The organism is Pseudomonas cuatrocienegasensis (genome assembly GCF_900110925.1).
Lineage (GTDB): Bacteria > Pseudomonadota > Gammaproteobacteria > Pseudomonadales > Pseudomonadaceae > Aquipseudomonas > Aquipseudomonas cuatrocienegasensis.
Map to the genome: position 1 here is coordinate 130,644 of NZ_FOFP01000003.1, position 17,310 is coordinate 147,953.

At 63.1% G+C, this 17,310-nt stretch carries 10 protein-coding genes; 5 read left to right on the forward strand and 5 right to left on the reverse strand.

All coding sequences use genetic code 11. From position 1 onward, the window contains the following. The first annotated feature begins 17 nt into the window (after positions 1–17). Positions 18–740, forward strand: a complete 723-nt coding sequence (locus tag BMW49_RS05635; protein WP_244168310.1) for a substrate-binding periplasmic protein — start codon at positions 18–20, stop codon at positions 738–740. Between the two features lie 177 nt (positions 741–917). Then, positions 918–2,777 (forward strand): RNA helicase RhlE2, encoded by a 1,860-nt coding sequence (gene rhlE2, locus BMW49_RS05640; protein ID WP_069516363.1) that lies wholly within the window; start codon positions 918–920, stop codon positions 2,775–2,777. A 121-nt stretch (positions 2,778–2,898) separates the two neighbouring features. Here rhlE2 and BMW49_RS05645 read toward each other — a convergent pair whose 3' ends face one another. Together BMW49_RS05645 and BMW49_RS05650 are read right to left on the reverse strand one after the other, a co-directional pair. Next, positions 2,899–3,477: a YceI family protein gene (locus BMW49_RS05645; RefSeq protein WP_069516364.1), complete on the reverse strand. Its 579-nt coding sequence runs from the start codon at positions 3,475–3,477 to the stop codon at positions 2,899–2,901. A gap of 60 nt (positions 3,478–3,537) precedes the next feature. Next, entirely contained in the window at positions 3,538–4,083 is a 546-nt protein-coding gene (locus BMW49_RS05650) for a cytochrome b (protein WP_069516365.1), read from the reverse strand. Between the two features lie 406 nt (positions 4,084–4,489). On the opposite strand from BMW49_RS05650, the gene BMW49_RS05655 reads away from it, so the two are divergent. The 3 genes from BMW49_RS05655 to BMW49_RS05665 all read left to right on the forward strand — a co-directional run bounded on the left by BMW49_RS05655 (position 4,490) and on the right by BMW49_RS05665 (position 8,478). Further along, positions 4,490–5,896, forward strand: a complete 1,407-nt coding sequence (locus BMW49_RS05655; RefSeq protein WP_069516366.1) for an adenosylmethionine--8-amino-7-oxononanoate transaminase — start codon at positions 4,490–4,492, stop codon at positions 5,894–5,896. A 154-nt stretch (positions 5,897–6,050) separates the two neighbouring features. Continuing rightward, entirely contained in the window at positions 6,051–6,776 is a 726-nt protein-coding gene (locus BMW49_RS05660) for a 16S rRNA (uracil(1498)-N(3))-methyltransferase (RefSeq protein WP_069516367.1), read from the forward strand. A gap of 211 nt (positions 6,777–6,987) precedes the next feature. Beyond that, a complete protein-coding gene (locus tag BMW49_RS05665; protein WP_069516368.1) occupies positions 6,988–8,478 on the forward strand; it encodes an alanine/glycine:cation symporter family protein in 1,491 nt (496 codons plus the stop codon). A gap of 246 nt (positions 8,479–8,724) precedes the next feature. Here BMW49_RS05665 and BMW49_RS05670 read toward each other — a convergent pair whose 3' ends face one another. The 3 genes from BMW49_RS05670 to BMW49_RS05680 are packed head-to-tail and all read right to left on the reverse strand — an operon-like array spanning position 8,725 to position 17,291. Continuing rightward, positions 8,725–9,195 (reverse strand): chemotaxis protein CheW, encoded by a 471-nt coding sequence (locus tag BMW49_RS05670; protein WP_069516369.1) that lies wholly within the window; start codon positions 9,193–9,195, stop codon positions 8,725–8,727. A 9-nt stretch (positions 9,196–9,204) separates the two neighbouring features. Further along, complete coding sequence (locus BMW49_RS05675; RefSeq protein WP_069516370.1) at positions 9,205–10,227, reverse strand: chemotaxis protein CheB; 1,023 nt, start codon at positions 10,225–10,227, stop codon at positions 9,205–9,207. After that, complete coding sequence (locus BMW49_RS05680) at positions 10,224–17,291, reverse strand: Hpt domain-containing protein (RefSeq protein ID WP_069516371.1); 7,068 nt, start codon at positions 17,289–17,291, stop codon at positions 10,224–10,226. The genes BMW49_RS05675 and BMW49_RS05680 overlap by 4 nt, the downstream gene beginning before the upstream one ends. Positions 17,292–17,310 lie beyond the last annotated feature (19 nt).

The window sequence follows — 17,310 nt, forward strand, 5'->3', positions numbered from 1 at the left end:
TCCTAGCCCTTGTCTGCATGACACTTCAGGCCCAGCCGTTGCGCATCGTGAGCGAAGCGTGGCCGCCCTACATCTATGAAGTGGACGGAGAGCTGCGCGGCCTGGACTATGAAACCACGCAGGTGGTGCTCGAACGACTGGGCATACAAACAACCTGGGAGTTGATGCCCTGGAAACGTTGCCTCCTGTCAGTGCAACAAGGCAAAGCAGATGCCCTCCTCGACGTATTCCACAGTACAGCGCGCAACACCTGGATGGTGTTCCCAGAGGAGCCTCTTTCCACCGTCGAATTCGTACTGTTCTACCACCGTGAGAACCCGCATCGCTTTCAGAAAATCGAAGACCTCACCGGGCTGACTGTCGGCGTATCGGCGGGGTACTTGTATGCCAACCCGGCATTCAGAAACTCCCCCCTGTTCAAACGCGAGCCAGCGGCCAGCCACGAAGCCAACTTCGGCAAGCTGCTGCGCCAGCGTGTCGACCTGGTGATCAACGACCGTCGCTCAGGGCGCTACCTGCTCGAGCAACTGGGCATGAGCCAAGTGATCGCTCACCACCCCAGCGTCATCGCCCGCACTCCGATGTACCTGGGTTTAAGCCGCAGCCCAAGGCATCAACAGTTGGCCCGACGCTTCGCCAGCGCCTTGCGCCAGTTCAAGCGTGAGCCGGCCTACACCGCCCTGCGGGCGCGTTACGCACACCCCGACACCTCTGTTGAAATGGCCACCTCGAACCGTTAAGCAGGCAAAGGCTGCGCAAGCCCTCAGCTCTGTTATACTCGGGCATTCCCGCCAGGCTTGCGCCCGGATGCTAACCCCCAGTGGTCAGCAGTACCGGACGGGATCACGCCCCCCAAGCGCGATTCAAGCCTGGCAATACACCCCATAGGGCGTCGCCCTCACTAGACAGGATTACACATGTCCTTTGCCTCCCTCGGTCTCTCCGAGGCACTCGTCCGTGCGGTCGAATCCGCCGGCTACACCCAACCCACTCCGGTGCAACAGCGGGCCATCCCCGCCGCGTTGCAAGGTCGCGACCTGATGGTGGCGGCCCAGACGGGTACAGGTAAGACGGGCGGTTTCGCCCTGCCGATCCTTGAGCGACTGTTCCCCAACGGTCACCCGGATCGCGAACAGCGCCACGGCCCGAAACAGCCCCGCGTGCTGGTGCTCACCCCCACCCGCGAACTGGCCGCCCAGGTGCACGACAGCTTCAAGCTGTATGCCCGCGACCTGAAATTCGTCAGCGCCTGCATTTTTGGCGGCGTTGGCATGAACCCGCAGGTCCAGGCCCTGGCCAAAGGCGTCGACGTACTGGTCGCCTGCCCCGGCCGCCTGCTCGACCTGGCCAACCAGAAAGCCATCGACCTGTCGCACGTGGAAATTCTCGTGCTCGACGAGGCCGACCGCATGCTCGACATGGGCTTTATCCATGACGTGAAGAAAGTCCTCGCCAAGCTGCCGACCAAGCGGCAGAACCTGCTGTTCTCGGCGACCTTCTCGAAAGACATCACCGACCTGGCCGGCAAGCTGCTGCACAACCCGGAACGCATCGAAGTCACGCCACCGAACACCACGGTCGAGCGTATCGAACAGCGCGTATTCCGCCTGCAGGCCAGCCACAAGCGCGCCCTGCTCGCCCACCTGATCACCGCCGGGGCGTGGGAGCAGGTGCTGGTGTTTACCCGCACCAAGCACGGCGCCAACCGCCTGGCCGAGTACCTCGACAAACACGGCCTGCCGGCTGTGGCGATCCACGGCAACAAGAGCCAGAACGCCCGCACCAAGGCCCTGGCCGACTTCAAGGCGAACAAGGTGCGCATCCTGGTCGCTACCGACATCGCCGCCCGCGGTCTGGACATCGACCAGTTGCCCCACGTGGTCAACTTCGAGCTGCCCAACGTCGAGGAAGACTACGTGCACCGTATCGGCCGTACCGGCCGTGCCGGTCGCAGCGGTGAAGCGATTTCCCTGGTCGCGCCGGACGAAGAGAAGCTGCTCAAAGGCATTGAGCGCATGACCAAGCAGAAAATCGCCGACGGCGACCTGATGGGCTTCGATGCCAGCACCGTCGAGGCCGAGCGCCCGGAAGTGCGTGAACCGCAGAAGCCGCGCCAACCACGTGGTGGCGCCAAGCCTGCTGGCGAGCGCAACGGTGCCGGACGCAAGGACAAGGGCAAAGACAGCGGCCGTGATGCCGCACGCAAGCCCCAGGGCGCGCGCAGCCAGCAACCACGCGGTTCGGCCCGCGCCGCCGCGCCGGCAGTGCCCGCACTCCCCCCCGACCGCGCGCCGGACGAGTTCCGCGACGATGAAATCGATAATTTTGGCAACCGGGTCGACTACGTCAGCCCAAGCCAGCCCAAGCAGCAGAACCGTGGCCGTCGGCCCGGTGCGCCTGCTTCCGGCCCGAGCGCCAGCAATGGTGTCGGCCAGGGTGCTCGCCCAGCCAAACCACCACGCGCCAATGGCGGTGGTGCCGGCGCCGGTGGCCAGGGTCGCCGTCAAGGCGGCGCTGGCGGTCAGCCACGCAGCAACAACGGTGGTGGTCGCGCTCGCCCACCGCGCGACACACGCATCACCTCGCTCAACCGTGACGAGCTGCCGCGCCGCGAAGGTGCTGCGAAAGCGCCGAGCGACAAGCAGCCGGTGATCGTGCACAAGGGCTCGCGACTCGATCGCTTCCCCACGCCCGAGCAGCTCGACGAGCTGGCCAGCAGCAACCGCCCACGCGGTGAAAAGCCGGCTTTGCTGACGCGTAACCGCGACGAGTCATAAGCAAGCCGCACACGAAAACGCCGCCCCATGGGGCGGCGTTTTCGTTTGTGTGGCATTCGCAGTAGCCAGGCCTGCAGCCTTGATGGGTTATGCGTAAAGCTAACCCACCCTTTGAATTGGCTTACTTACGTACACCTTCAATCGAGATGATCAGCTCAAGGCTTTCCGAGGCTGGGCCCAGGTCTTTGGTGATATCGAAATCCTTCAGCTTGATCGTGGTGCTGCCCTCGAAGCCGGCACGGTAGCCGCCCCATGGGTCTTTACCTTCACCGATGAACTTGGCGGCAATTACCACTGGCTTGGTGACGCCATTGAGCGTCAGGTCGCCGGTGATGTCGGCAGTGCCTTCACCGGTTGACTTGACCGACGTGGACGCGAAGGTCGCAGTCGGGTTCTTGCTGACGTTAAGGAAGTCGGCGCTGCGGATGTGCTTGTCGCGTTCGGCGTGGTTGGTGTCGACGCTGTCGGTGTTCAGGGTGACATTGACCTTGCTGGCCTCCGGCGCCGCGGCGTCAAAGGTGAAGCTGCCGTCGAAATCCTTGAAGGTGCCGTACAGCCAGCTGTAACCCAGGTGGCTGATCTTGAAATTGACGAACGCGTGCTGACCCTGCTTGTCGATTGCATAGTCGGCAGCCATGGCATGGCCTGCGCTCAGCAACGCCGAACCCAGCGCCAGTGCAGCAAGTGTCTTCTTCAACATAGGTGTACTCCTTGTGAGGTGGAACTCGGGAACACGGTCATCCGCGCCCCTGTGAAGGTTTCAGCGCCCGAGCATGCGCAACAACGTGCGGTCACGGTCGATGAAATGGTGCTTGAGCGCAGCCAGGCCATGTATGCCGGCGAAGATCACCAGGGCCCAGGCCAAATATTCGTGGACCAGCCCTGCCACATCACCCTGGTCGGGGATGCTGGTCAGGGTCGCGGGCACTTCAAACAGACCGAAGACGCTGATACCGCGACCCTCGGCGGTAGAAATCAGGTAACCGGAAAGCATCAGTACGAACAGGCCAACGTAGAGAAACAGATGACCCAAGTGGCTGGCCAAGCGGGTCATGCGCCCGTGGCTGTCGAGTGCCGGCGGTGCCGGGCTGAACCAGCGCCAGGCGACACGGCCCAGCATCACGGCGAACAGCACCAGGCCAATGCTCTTGTGCAGGTCCGGCGCGGTGCGGTACCAGGTGCTGTAATAGTCCAGACCGACCATCCAGAAACCCAGGCCGAATAAGCCGAATACCGCCACGGCAACCAGCCAGTGCAGCAGGCTGCTGACCAGACCATAGCGGGAAGAAGAATTACGCCATTGCATCGAACACCCCAAAACCGCAGCGCGAAAACGCCAGACTAGCGGTTAACTTATCGATTAAAAGTGAAATTTTCCGCTTTAAACGATCGTTAATTACGATCGATTAGCGGCGTCTCGGCCATGCTCGACCCAGCGGTCACCCAGAGTAGCAGGGCCGCTAATCCTGGGAAGCTACCAGGGAATGGGAATTCTTTTCGATACGTAACCGCGCCTGAACCACAGACGGTGCGGCACTCACGCCAACGGAGGCATCTGGTAGGCTTACGCCAGTTCGAGTGAGCGCAGCACGGGGCTAGCCCCCTTATGTTCACGCCCTATTGCCGCGAGAAATGTACCCAGGCGAAAACGCCGGCAATGCTCACGTCCTCAAGGCCAGCACGGCCGCAGATCAAATAGGAACACCCCTTAGATGAGCCTGAATGACCAGTGGATGCAGCGTGACCTGAAGGTACTCTGGCATCCCTGCACCCAGATGAAAGACCACGAGCGCCTGCCGCTGGTGCCCATCAAACGCGGCGAAGGCGTGTGGCTGGAAGACTTCGACGGCAAGCGTTACCTCGATGCGGTCAGCTCCTGGTGGGTCAATGTATTCGGCCACGCCAATCCGCGTATCAACCAGCGCATCAAGGATCAGGTCGACCAACTCGAACACGTGATCCTCGCTGGCTTTAGCCATGCACCGGTGATCGAGCTGTCCGAGCGCCTGGTCAAGCTGACACCGAGCGGCCTGGACCGGGTGTTCTATGCCGACAATGGCTCGTCGTGCATCGAAGTCGCGCTGAAGATGAGCTTTCATTACTGGCTCAATGTCGGCCAACCGGCGAAGAAGCGCTTCGTCACCCTGAGCAACAGCTACCACGGCGAAACCGTGGCGGCGATGTCGGTGGGCGATGTCGCGCTGTTCACCGACACCTACAAAGCCTTGCTGCTCGACACCTTAAAAGTCCCAAGCCCGGACTGCTACTACCGCCCCGACGGGGTGAGCTGGGAAGAGCACTCGCGCCTCATGTTTACCCACATGGAGCAGACGTTGGCCGAGCACGCCCATGAGGTCGCCGCGGTGATCGTCGAGCCGCTGATCCAGGGTGCCGGTGGTATGCGCATGTACCATCCGATTTACCTGAAACTGCTGCGAGAAGCCTGCGACCGCTACGGCGTGCACCTGATTCTCGATGAAATCGCCGTGGGCTTTGGCCGCACCGGGACAATGTTCGCCTGCGAGCAGGCCGGCATCACCCCGGACTTCCTCTGCCTGTCCAAGGCCCTGACGGGCGGCTACCTGCCGCTGGCCGCTTGCCTGACCACCGAGCAGGTCTACCAGGCGTTCTACGATGAGTACGACAGCCTGCGCGCCTTCCTCCATTCGCACAGTTATACCGGCAACCCGCTGGCCTGCGCCGCGGCCCTGGCAACCCTGGATATCTTCGAACAGGACAATGTGATCGAAGCCAACAAGGCCCTGGCCGCACGTATGGCCAGCGCCACCGCGCACCTGGTCGACCACCCGCATGTCGCCGAAGTGCGCCAGACCGGCATGGCCCTGGCCATCGAGATGGTTCAGGACAAAGCCAGCAAGACCGCCTACCCCTGGCAGGAGCGGCGTGGTCTCAAGGTCTACCAGCACGCCCTGGAGCGTGGTGCACTGCTGCGCCCGTTGGGCAGCGTGGTGTACTTCCTGCCGCCTTATGTGATCACCCCCGAGCAGATCGACTTCCTCGCTGAGGTGGCCAGTGAAGGTATCGACATCGCCACCCGCACCTCGGTCAGCGTAGCGCAAGGCAATACGCTGTATCCGGGCTTTCGCGACCCGGGCTAAATGTAGGGTGGATCGGGGCGCGTAGCTGACGCTTTATCCATCCACCGCTGTGGTCGCCTGGTGGATGAAAAGAGCGCCATCCACCCTACAGATATCGGTGCGCACGGCGCACGCTACGGCTAGAATTTGCGCCTTTGCTCCAGGTTCGCCTCTTATGCGCCTCTCCCGATTCTTTATTGATGCCCCCCTGTCACTCGGCCAGCATGCGCTGCCCGAAGCCCAGGCCCACTATATCGGCCGGGTGCTACGTCATGCCGTGGGCGATGCGGTGCAGCTGTTCGATGGTAGCGGCCTGGAATACCGGGGCGAGCTGATCGAAGTCGGCAAGAAGAGCGTGCAGGTCGAGCTGCGCGAATGCCTGCCTGGGCTGCCCGAATCACCGCTGGCCATTCATCTCGGCCAGGGCCTATCGCGCGGCGAGCGTATGGACTGGGCGATTCAGAAAGCTACCGAGTTGGGCGCCACGCAGATTACTCCGATCGTCTCCGAGCGCTGTGAGGTGCGGTTGAAAGATGAGCGCGCCGACAAACGCATGGCGCACTGGCGCCAGGTGGCCATCAGCGCCTGCGAGCAGTGCGGCCGCTCGGTCTTGCCGCTCATTCATCCACCGCTTGAACTGAGCAGCTGGCTTGCCCAGGTCGAGGCCGACCTCAAGCTGGTGCTGCACCCGGTGGCCGAAGCCCTGCAAAGCCATGCCAAGCCCGGCACCCTGGCCTTTCTGATCGGCCCAGAGGGTGGTCTGAGCGATGCAGAAGTGGCGCAGGCACAGGCAGCTGACTTTCATGCCGCTCGCCTCGGGCCGCGCGTACTGCGCACCGAAACCGCCCCTGTAGTGGCCCTAAGCGTGGCCCAACAGCTCTGGGGCGATCTACAGGCGTAAAAATGTCGCCTTGACGTAACAAAATGTGACCTCAAGAGATTGCAAGCGACGCAGTCTTTGGCATGCTCTGCGCGCCGCGTGCGCGACCTGCTTTACCAGCGCCCCGCGCCCGGCCGAGGTCGGCGCCTCCCAGACGCGCCGCCCTATTCCAATAACAATTCAACGGGTCTCGGCCCCGCCCACAAAGCGGCCGCACGCCCAGGAGCATGGCATGAACGAACTGGTTTCGACCCTTAACGGGCTGGTCTGGAGCCCGGCACTGATCTATCTCTGTCTCGGTGTCGGTCTGTACTTTTCGCTGCGCGGGCGCTTTTTGCAGGTTCGCCACTTCAAGGAAATGATTCGCCTGATGTTCGCCGGCCGCACCGATGAGCATGGCATCACCTCGTTCCAGGCACTGACCATGACCCTCGCCGGTCGTGTGGGTACCGGCAATATCGCCGGTGTGGCCACCGCCATCACCTTTGGCGGCCCGGGCGCCGTGTTCTGGATGTGGATGGTGGCCTTCCTCGGCGCCAGCTCGGCGTTCGTCGAGTCGACCCTGGGTCAGGTCTATAAAGAGAAGATCGACGGCCAATACCGCGGCGGCCCGGCGTTCTATATCGAGAAAGGCCTGGGCATGAAGTGGTACGCCTGGCTGTTCGCAGTGGTCACCGTATTCGCCTGCGGCTTGCTGCTGCCGGGCGTACAGGCCAACTCGATCGCTTCCAGCGCACAAACCGCGTTCGGCATCGAGCCGACCGTCACTGCCGCCCTGCTGGCCATCCTGATCGGCATGATCATCTTCGGCGGCGTCAAGCGTATCGCCCACTTCACCCAGGTGGTGGTGCCGTTTATGGCACTGGGCTACATCATGGTCGCCCTGGTGATCATCCTGCTGCACATCGACAAACTGCCAGGCGTGGTTGCGCTGATCTTCAAGAGCGCGTTCGGCCTGGAAGCCGGCTTCGGCGCCATTGTCGGCATGGCCATCCAGTGGGGCGTCAAGCGCGGTGTGTACTCCAACGAAGCAGGCCAGGGCACCGGCCCGCACGCCTCCTCGGCCGCAGCTGTCAGCCACCCGGCCAAGCAAGGCCTGGTGCAGGGTTTCTCGGTGTACATCGACACCCTGTTCGTCTGCTCGGCCACTGCGTTCATGCTGCTGATCACCGGCCAGTACAACGTCCAGGCTCCGGACGGCACCGCGCTGTTCACCGGTATCGCGGGCGTTGCTGCAGGCCCGGGCTACGTACAGACCGCCATGGAAAACGTGATGCCAGGCTTTGGTAACATCTTTGTTGCCATCGCCCTGTTCTTCTTCGCCTTCACCACCATCCTGGCGTACTACTACATCGCCGAAACCAACATCGCCTACATCAACCGCAAGGTGAATCGTCCGATCCTCACCCTGCTGCTGAAGTTCGGCATCATCGCCGCCACCGTGTATGGCACCGTGCGCAGCGCCACCGTTGCCTGGGACCTGGGCGACCTGGGTGTGGGCCTGATGGCCTGGCTGAACATCATCGCCATCCTGCTGATGCACAAGATCGCCTACAAGTGCCTGAAAGACTACGAGGCGCAGCAGGACGCGGGGCAGGACCCGGTGTTCCACCCCGAGAAGCTCGGCATCAAGAATGCTGACTACTGGACCGAGCCGACCGCCGAGAACAACCTGGCAGCCGAGAAGGCCGGCCAAGTAGAAGGCAGCACGCAGCCGCGCTAAGCCGCCTGACGTGTAAAAAAAGCCCCCGCAGATCGCATCTGCGGGGGCTTTTTCATGGTTGTATCCCAAGGAATAGTGCAGTCCTGTAGGAGCGAATTTATTCGCGAAAATCACGACACTTTCACGATAGCCTCGCGAATGAATTCGCTCCTACACAAGCCAAATTGGGGCTGCAACAACCCACTGGGACAGAGCCTTTCCATGGGCACGGAAAGAAATTACGAGCTGGCGGAGGCCAGCAATCGATCAGATCAACCCAGCATCGGCAAGCAACTGCTCCAGCCCGATCAGGTCGGGGATGCGCACCACATCGTCACCGACCCGCGCCGCGCCCAACTCCAACGGTGCCAGCTCGACATCGGCCGCTGGCAGGTCACTGGCGATCTTCACCGAACGTGGAATGCCTTGGACCAGCAGTGCGATGAACTTGACCTTGGGTCGCCCGCCCAAAGCATTGAGCACTGCGACCCGCGCACCCTCGCCGAGCGGCGCCTGACCAGAAGACGCGGCTTCGAACGACAGCAGCGGCAGGCGCAGGTCGCGCCAGGCGATCTGGCCGAGAAACCAGTCCGGCATGCCCTCGCTGACCTGCGGCGCACGAAAGGCAATCAGCTCAGCCACCGCCACGTTGGGCAGCAACAACTGGCGATCGGATAACGGCACCAACAACCCAGTGAGGCCAGTGGGTGTGGTGGTCGCAACGGGAACTTGGCTCATCAGAACTTCCTAGTTGGGGCACTGCTCGGCCAGGTGATTGACCAAGGCTTCGGCCAGTTCCCGGGGCTCGGCACTGAAACTGCTATAACCCGCCTCGCGCAGGCTTTCCGGCATGCTCGGCGCAGCGCAGGTGTCGGCACGCTGGGTCCAGATGGCCGCACCTTGTCGGCGCACATAGGCGGCAGCGGCACTGCCATCACTGCCCATGCCGCTGAATGCGATCACACCGCACTGGTCGCCATAGGCCTGGGCAAGGTTGAGCATCATCTGGTCGATCGACGGGCTGTAAGGCTCCGGCCAGCTTCGTGCACTGATCTGCATGCAACGCTCGTCGCTGAAATTCAGCTCCTGACTGATCGGCACCACCACCACCTCGCCACAGCGCAGGCTGTCGCCATCGCGGGCCGGATTGACATGCCACTGGCTATGCCGGCCTACCGCCTGGGGCAGGACGGACTCGAACGCCGGATCGATATGCTGGGCGTAGAGAAAGGCCACCGGCAAACCACCGGGCAATGCATCAAGGAAGGCCTTCACCGCAGCGGGACCACCCAGCGAAGCAGCCAGTAGCCAGACCTGGCGCGCGGGTTCACCGGCCACCAGCGGGGTATCGGCCAGGGCACGGGGCAGCTCAAGCCGGTTCGGCCGCTGGGCCTCGCCCAACAGGGTCTGCAGGCTCGGCCCAACAGCGGCCGAGGGATCACCGACCAGCTTCTTCAGCTTGCCGAACAGCCGTCGCTCCCAGCGTGGGTAATGCTCGGAGTGGCGCTCCGGGGCATGCCCTTCACCAAACAACACCGGTGCCGTGGCGCTTTCCATCAGGTTGTCGACCAGCGGCGAGTCTTCCAACTGCGCCAGGTCGACCAGCCATAAATCCGTCTCGCAGGCGACCAGTTGAGCCTCATCGAGGCGCGCCGGATCGCTGTTGAGCACCACCTGATAACCGCTACCGGTCAGTGCCTGCTGCAGCACATGGCGCTGCAGCGAGGTGTCGGCAATCACCGCAATACGCGCCGTCATTTTCTCGCTCATGGCTCACCCACCGGCCGGCTGTGCACCAGTTGCGCGATGGTCTCGAGCAACAACGACTCCTGGTAGGGTTTGCCCAGGTACTGGTTGACGCCGATGCTCATCGCGCGCTCACGGTGCTTCTCGCCGGTACGCGAGGTGATCATGATGATCGGCAAGTCCTTGAGCCCCTCGTCATGGCGCACCAGGGTGGCGACCTCAAAGCCGTCCATACGCGGCATCTCGATGTCCAGCAACATGATGTCCGGCTTGTGTTCCTGCAGTTGTGCGATGGCGTCGACACCGTCTTTGGCGGTCAGCACGTTCATGCCGTTGCGCTCCAGCAGACGACTGGTGACCTTGCGCACGGTGATCGAGTCGTCGACCACCATGACCAAGGTCGGCCGCTCGGCTTCGACTTCCGGCAACGCACTGGACGGCCCGGCAAGACGCGGCTGCAACTGGTTCTGCAGGTGGGCGTGAAGTACGCGAATGGTTGCCAGCAGATCGAGAATCACCACGACACGGCCGTCGCCGAGGATGGTCGCACCGGAAATCCCGTGCACCCCGGCAAACTGCGGGCCGAGGCTCTTCACCACGATCTCCCGCGAGCCGGCCAGGGAGTCGACCTGTACGGCCACCGCATGCTCGCTGGAACGTACCAGGATGACTGGCAACGGCAGGCTCTGGCCCACCAGTTTGGGATGCTGGCCGTTGTTCAACAGATCGCCCAGGTAACGCAGTTCGTAGGCCTGACCGGCGTACTCGAAGCGCGGCGCATCCGGCCCGTAATAGGCTTCCAGCTCGTAAGGCGAAACCCGCACGATGCCTTCGATGGTATTCAGCGGGATGGCGTAGAGGTCCTCCCCGGACAGCACCATCAGGGCGCGGTTGACCGACACCGTAAACGGCAGGCGAATGGTGAAGGTGGTGCCTTCGCCCGGCGTCGACTCGATGCTCATCGAGCCGCCAAGCTGCTTGACCTCCGAGTGCACCACATCCATACCAACGCCGCGCCCGGAAATCTGCGTGACCTTCTCGGCAGTTGAGAAACCGGCCTCGAGGATGAACTGCAGAACCTCGTGATCGCTCAAGCCAGCATCAGCGTCCATCAGACCGCGCTCGATGGCCTTGCGGCGTACCGCGTCGAGTTTGATGCCGGCACCGTCATCAGCCAGGGTCAGGACGATATCACCGCCCTCACGACCAAGGCTCAGGCGAATGCTGCCCTGCTCCGGTTTGCCGCTGTCGCGCCGCACCTGCGCCGGCTCGATACCGTGGTCGACGGCATTGCGCAGCATGTGTTCGAGCGGCGCAACGATGCGTTCAAGCACCGTACGGTCCATTTCACCCTCGGCGTTGCCGACCAGAAACTCGACCTGCTTGCCCAGCTCGCTCGCAACCTGCCGCACGATACGGCGCAGGCGCGGTACCAGACGGTCGAACGGCACCATGCGCGTACGCATCAGGCCTTCCTGCAGCTCGGTGTTGACCCGCGCCTGTTGCAACAGCAGGGTTTCCGCATCGCGGTTACGGGTGGCCAGGGTTTCCTTGAGGTCGAGCAAGTCAGACGCCGACTCGAACAGCGCCCGCGACAGCTGCTGCAGTTGAGAGTGACGGTCCATCTCCAACGGATCGAAGTCTTCGTAACCGACGCGCTCGACCTCGGACTGGTAGCGGCTGAGGATCTGCGCCTGGGTCTCGATATCCAGACGGCGCAACTGGTCGCGCACACGGTCGATGGTCGCTTCCATTTCACTCAGGGTGAAGCCGAAGTCGCTGACCTGCTGCTCCACCCGACCACGGAAGATCGAGGTTTCCCCCGCCAGGTTGACCAACCCCTCCAGCAATTCGGCAGGAACCTTGACCAGCTCCTGCGGAGCCCGCCGTGATGCTGCTTCCTGGGCCGCCTGCTCGGCACGCTGCACGAACGGCAAGACCCTGGGCGCATCGTTTTGCACCACGGCCTCGCTGGCTGCAATCAGCGAGACATGGGCCTGCGGGGCAGGTGACGGAGTCAGCGCCAGTTCTTCATCGCTTTGGATATCACCAGGCGCCTGAACATCGGCGGCCTGGCTGGCCAGCAGGCGCTGACGCAGTTGATCAAGCTCTGTCTGCAAGCCCTCAAAGCCGGATTGCAGGTCGAGGAACAGGCTCTCCGGCCAGGGCGCGCCTTGCTGCTGCGCCTCGGTGAGGTGGCTTTCCAGGTCGTGGGTCAGGTCGCCCAGGCGTTTCTGCCCAGCCAGCCGAGCACCACCCTTGAGGGTATGCAGCACCCGCAGAATATCGTCGATGGCGCGGCCATCATCGCGCTGGGCTTCGAAGCGCCCAATGGAGGCTTCCATGACCTCGAGCAGGTCATCAGCTTCCTCGAGGAATATATCGAGAATGTCGGACTCGTCATCGTCCAACCCGGTGTTCGGCGCAGCAGCCCTGAGCTGCACCGCAGTGGGTATGCTCAGTTGCTCGTCCGGGTTGGCACGAAAGCGTTTGATAGCCTCGATCAGCGCCTGCCCATCCGGAACCGGCTGCTTGCTGCGGACCGCTTCAAGCATCTGCGCCAGACGGTCGTGGCAGGCTTGCAGCAGCTCGAACAGACCCGCGCTGGCGCGCAGACGACCGTCGGCAAGCCCCTCATAGAGAAACTCCAGCTCATGGGCCAGATCGCCAATCTCGCGGATCTCGGCCATGCGTGCGCCACCCTTGAGGGTGTGCAGGTCACGTTGCAGGGCTTCGAGTTCGAGGCTGTTATTCGTGTCATCCATCCAGCGCTGCAGAGCCGCGCTGGAGCTGTCGACGATATCAAAACCTTCCTCGAGGAAGATCTCGACTAACTCGGGATCACGCTCCGGCTCCGCCGGCAAAGGCTCGGCGAACGATTCAGCAATAGCTGCTGGCTCAGCCACCACGATTTCATCGGGCGCCTCTTCAGCGTCTGCATCTGGCTCGGCTTCGGCTTCGGCTTCGGCTTCGGGCTCAGGTTGCAGCGGCTCGTCCAACAGCGCCAGCGGTGCACTGTCGCCCTGACGGAAACGCCGAATGGCCTCGATCAGCTCATTGGGCTGCTGCAGCACCTGGCGCCCCTGCAGCTGTTCGAGCAATGTCGCCAGTCGGTCGTGGCTGCTCAACAGCAGCTCGGCCAGGGCTGGGGAGTGGCTATAGCGCCGATCCATCAGGCCTTCGTAGAGCGATTCCAGCTCGTGCCCGAGGTCACCGATCGGGCGAATTTCGGCCATCCGCGCGCCACCCTTGAGGGTATGCAGATCCCGCTGCAGGGAGGACAGCGCCACCCGGTTATCGGGCTCGGCCAGCCAGCGCTCCAGCGCCTTGCCGGCACTCTCGAGAATATCCACAGCTTCCTCAAGGAAGATATCGACCATTTCCTCGTCAAGGCTGTCGCTGACCATCGCTAATGGCGGTAAGGGCTCGTCAGCCGTATCCAGCTGCGCCTCGATCGCCGCCGTGGCTGCATCCAGCTCGACCACCTGCACACCATCGGCGCCCGGCGTAAGCAAGGCCAGGGTGCTGGGGTCCAGGGCTTCGTCCAGCAGGTCACGCAGGGCCTGGACCCGGTCAGGCTGGGCCGTGACCTGAAGGCCGGCCGCCACTTGGTCCATCATGCCGATCAGGGCTTCGTGCGCCGCTTCAGCCTCGCTGAAAAACCGTTCGCTAACTGCCAGGCTGCCTTCTTCAACGGCGCCGTAGAGGTCCAGCAAGGCTTCACACAGTTCATCGATCTGTGGCAGCTCGGCCATTTCCGCGCCGCGACCCAGCGTTGTCAGCTCATCGAGCAGAGCACTGAGCTCCTGGCGCTCGGAGGGGTGCTCGCGCCACTGACGCAAAAGACCCTCGGCATCCAGAAGAATGTCCATGCCCTCGGCCAGGAAGATCCCGATCAGTTGCGGGTCACGGCCATCGCCCTGACCCTCCTGGCGGTCATACTCAGCGCTGTCGAGGCGCTCCTGGTGCAGGGCCTGGGCGCGCTCAAGAAACTCGGGGGCACCCGGCAGCGGTGCCAGGGGCGCATCATCCAGCTGGGCCAGGCCGGCGCGAAACAGCTGCTCAGCCGTACTCAGCAGCTCAGCCTCGGCGAGGTCCATGGGGATCAGGTTGGTCTTGAACTCCTTGACCATTTTTTCCAGCGGCGCGGCAATCTCTGCGATCGGCAGAATGCCGGCCATGTAAGCGCTGCCCTTGAGCGTATGCAGGGCGCGCTGCAGGTCATCGGTCACCGGCTGCGGCACTTCGCGGGCGCACTCGGCAAGAAACGTATTGAGTGTATCGAGGTGGGTCTCGGCCTCGTTGCGGAAGATCTCCAGCAACTGCGGATCGAGAACCTCCCCATCCTCCACGGCAGCTTCGCTGACGCCCTCGGGCTCGGCGACCACCGCACCCGGGGCTTCAGGTTTTGGGGGGCGTTGCCCTCGCGCCAGAGCATGGGCCAGGCTGGCCAACTGATCGACATCGTCGCGCTGACGCTGGGCCTTGGCCGCGAATTCGTCGACCAGGGCCGGCATCAGGGCCACTACCTGATTGATCACGTCATGCACCGCCTCATCCGGCGCAATGCTGCGGTCGAGCACCCGGTTGAGCAGGTTTTCGATGGACCAGGCCAGTTCACCAATGATCAGCGCACGGACCATGCGGCCGCTGCCCTTGAGCGTATGAAACGCCCGGCGGACCTCGGTCAGGGCATCCTTGTCGTTGCTATCGGCAATCCAGCGCGGCAGGAACTCGGCAATGGTTTCCAGAACCTCGCCAGCTTCCTCGATGAATACTTCCAGCAGTTCGTCGTCGATCGGCTCTTCGTCAGGCGGCGGTGGCAGCAGGCTCGGTGGTACGTCATGGGCCGGCGGGTTGATTGCCTGGGCGGGTGCGGCCATGACATCGGCCATCGACAACGCTTTGTCTTCAGTCTGGACGGGCTCGACCACGGGCTCTGGCGCGGCCGGAAGATCGACCTCCGGCAGATCGAGCGCGTCCATTTCGGCGGCACTCCACTGTGCCAGGTCACTCAGTTCATCGGCACTGTTGCTATCCGGTTGCAGCTCGTCCAGCAACAAGGCCTCGCCCAGCCCCTGCTCTGCAGGCATCTCGTCCAGTTCGAGGACGGGCAATTCGGGCAGTTGGTCCGGCTCATCCAGGCTCAGCAGAGGCTCGTCCAGCGGCTGCAAGTCCCACTCCAGGGTTGGCTCTTCGAGCGTGACACCTGGCAATTCGTCGAATGCCAGCGTCAGCTCATCGTCCGGCACGCTGTCCAGCGTTTCACTCTGCGGCTCGACGCTGTCGAGCGGCGGCAAATCGGATGCGGCATCGAGGACTTCGATGTCATTCAGCGGATCGTCAAGCGGGGCAGGTTCCGGCGCGCTTTCCGGCGCGACTTGATCGAGGATCGACGGTTTCTCGGTGAGCGGGTAGCCCAGGCTTTCGAGGCTTTCCTCGGCCACATCGAGAATCAGATCGCCCTGGGTCGCGTGGTCTTCGGCCAGCCGCTCCAGGTAATACTCGACGCTGGTGATGGCATCGGCCAGGGTGTCGAGGCTCTGCCAGTTGGGCACGGCCTTGCGCGCCAGCAACTGCTCCTGAATGTAGCGGTTACAGGCATTGAGCAACTGTGCTGCACGGGGCAGCGGGATCATCGCCAGACCACCGCGCACCTGGGTCAACAGGTCGGGAACCCGTGCCAGGTGCTCGTGGTTCCACTGCGAGGCGATGAACTCGATGATCGCGTCCTTGGCCTGTTCCAGGCCGTTGCGCGCTTCCTTGATCACCAACTGATGAATCTGCGCCACATCGGTGGTGGGCAGGTGGCTTTCTTCGCGCCCACCTTCCTCGGCCGGCCCGACCATGCCTGCCAGGGTCGCCTCGACGTACAGCAGCGCCCCGGCGACATCCATCAGCACCGCATCGCTGGGGGCTTGCCGTCCTGTCGCCAGGCCCTGCACCACCTCGATCTGGTCGACAATCACCTTGCGCGGTTGGCCAAAACCAAGCACGGCCAGGGTATCGGCAATCTGCTTGAGGGGTGCCAACAGGCTGTCCAGCTCACTCACCTGCTGGCGGTCGCTGCGCACGAACAGATCAAGGCTGTCCTTGACCCTCACCAGCTCCTCACAGAGGGCGCCGACCACCGAACGCATGGCATCGCGATCAGGACCGGCCAGACGCGCGCGCTCCTCATCTACGACCTGGCTATCGGGCAATGCGTCGTCGAGACGGTAGTGTTCCTTGAGCGCGCTGATACGCGGTGACTGAGCGGGAGCCTTGGCGACATAGAACAGCAGGTTTTTCGCCAGCTCATCCGGGGCCGGCTGATTGAAGCCAGCAGCGCCCTGCTCGACCAGGCGCTTGAGCTCCTTGTCGACCTGACGCAGTAGCGTGCGCACCGAGGTACCGTTGCTCACGCTACCCGCGGCCAGGCCTTCGACCAGGCCAGAGGTGATCTGCCACAGCGGCCCCAGCGGCGCATCCTTACAGAGATTTTCCAGGCGCGCGAAGACGCGTGCCATGTAGCCCAGGTTGACGGGCAGGTCCTGGCCGCGCACGACCCCGACCAATGCCACCTGCAGCATCTGCCGCAACTTGCGCAGCAGCGCCGGCAGTTCGGCAGTACCTAGCTGGCTCAGCGACTCAGCCGACAGCTGCGCAGGGCGCGCTGACATGTCGGGGGCGAACAGGCTGGTTTCCGAGAGCAGCTTCTCACCGCGCGCGGCGCGCAGGTCGTTGAGCAGCGGCAGGACCACCATTGGCAAGTCGCGGCGGGCTGTCTGGATGCGATCCAGGTACACCGGCAGCTGCAGAATGGCCTGCATCAGCACTTCCAGCGCCTCGCCCTGGTTGGTCACACGCCCTTCCATCAGGGCTTGCGCCAACTGCTCCATTTCTTCGGCCAGCAGCGCTGCACCGTAGAATTCGACCATCTGCAAGGTGCCCTGCACCTGATGCACATAGGTCAGGCAGAAGCGCATGCGCGTCGAATCCTGAGGGTTCTCGACGAACGCCTCCAGGGCCTGGCGCGCCTGCTTCAGGGTTTCCGCGATTTCGCCCTTGACCCACTCCAGGGCGACATAGTCGTGCCGATCACCCATAGCCACTCCACTCATAAAC